Source organism: Mesorhizobium qingshengii (genome assembly GCF_900103325.1).
In the GTDB taxonomy this organism is placed as follows: domain Bacteria; phylum Pseudomonadota; class Alphaproteobacteria; order Rhizobiales; family Rhizobiaceae; genus Mesorhizobium; species Mesorhizobium qingshengii.
This window is the reverse complement of the sequence record NZ_FMXM01000111.1, coordinates 1-1,271: the sequence shown is the minus strand read 5'-3', so window position 1 is coordinate 1,271 and position 1,271 is coordinate 1. Positions and strand designations below refer to the sequence as shown.

Here is a 1,271-nt window from a genome sequence, read left to right as displayed (position 1 = left end):
AGGTGCCAGATTCCAAGATGGAATCGAGGTCATCGAATTGAAGCCGCAGAGCGCCGCTTGATCAGCCTCGTCACCCAAATTCCAGCATAGCTCCAGTACTTCCATCGCAGGGTCGAACCGTTCCAGGTTCCGCAACTGTATCGCGAGGCATTCGCTGAGGGTTCGCGCAAAAATTCCCGATGGATCGAACTGCTGCATGGTTCCGAGAACACGTTCCACATCAGCCTCCTGTACGTTCAGGCGGCCGGCCAGCTCCAAAAAGTCTACATGAAGATACTCAGTTTCTTCCAGAGGCGCGGCAAGCCCAAGAGCTATCAGCCGCTCCCGCGGTGTGAATGCAGTGCCAGCAATTTGCCGAGCGACATGGTCGCGCAACGTTTCAGTGTAGCTGTTAGCCTTGTCGAGGTCAGGGCGATCACCCGCCGGTTTGTTCGTCGTGTTGATCCCGCGGCCGAACCGTGCAGGCGAGTCGGCGACGTCCTTTCCGCGTGAGCCGGTTCGCGGATCGCCCCCCGAAATTGACCAGTCATCACCAGAAGCCTCGCCATCAGTTGGCGCGCGATCCAATACCGGGTTCTCTGCGACTGCCTGATCCACGAACTGCTGCAATTCGGTAAGACTCAATCGCAGCAAGCCAATCGATTCGATGATTTTACGTGATAGGACCATAGATTGCTTCTGGTGCTGGATCAGCGTTGCCGTGGTTTGCATAGCTCGAAATCCTTGCGATGGCTTAGGGGGAGGCCCCTTCATGCGAAGCGCCTTAGAGTCATGCTTTGTACAGGTTTTGCACCAATACTGCCGCACAGTTTTGGGCGACATGATCTAGAGCACGTCCTGTTTAATGCGGTTCATATCCTGCGGCCTTAAAGTAGTTGGCGCATTCGGCTGGCGTGAAGAGGTCGAGAAGCGGACCGACGGCGTCCCACAGAGCCTTGATGGTTCTCTCGGCCTTTGCTCGCAACAACGCCTTGAGCTTGGCGAAGGCGTTCTCGATCGGGTTGAAGTCGGGACTGTAGGTTGCCGAAGGACGGTTCCCGATGAAGACGGTGGCAGATGTCCTGGGCGTATCGCGTTCCAATCTCCTCGAACGTCTTAAAGGCAAGTCCAAACCGCGTGGGCCGTATCTAAAAGCGGACGATTGCGCGGCGACAACTACGGTGGCCGGTTCAGCGGCGAGAGCTATGCTGGAATTTGGGTGACGAGGCTGATCAAGCGGCGCTCTGCGGCTTCAATTCGATGACCTCGATTCCATCTTGGAATCTGGCACC

The 1,271-nt window shown here is 56.5% G+C and carries 1 protein-coding gene and 2 pseudogenes; 1 reads left to right on the top strand and 2 read right to left on the bottom strand.

Going from position 1 to position 1,271, the window contains the following annotated elements:
• On the bottom strand, positions 1-711 hold a 711-nt coding region (locus BLS48_RS34650), incomplete at its 3' end, for an RNA polymerase factor sigma-54 (protein WP_483127886.1).
• Between the two features lie 130 nt (positions 712-841).
• Positions 842-1,018: pseudogene (locus BLS48_RS34645) on the bottom strand (IS630 family transposase); the annotation flags it as partial.
• Between the two features lies 1 nt (position 1,019).
• On the opposite strand from BLS48_RS34645, the pseudogene BLS48_RS36915 reads away from it, so the two are divergent.
• Positions 1,020-1,142, top strand: a pseudogene (locus BLS48_RS36915) (IS3-like element IS426 family transposase); the annotation flags it as partial.
• Positions 1,143-1,271: the final 129 nt, after the last annotated feature.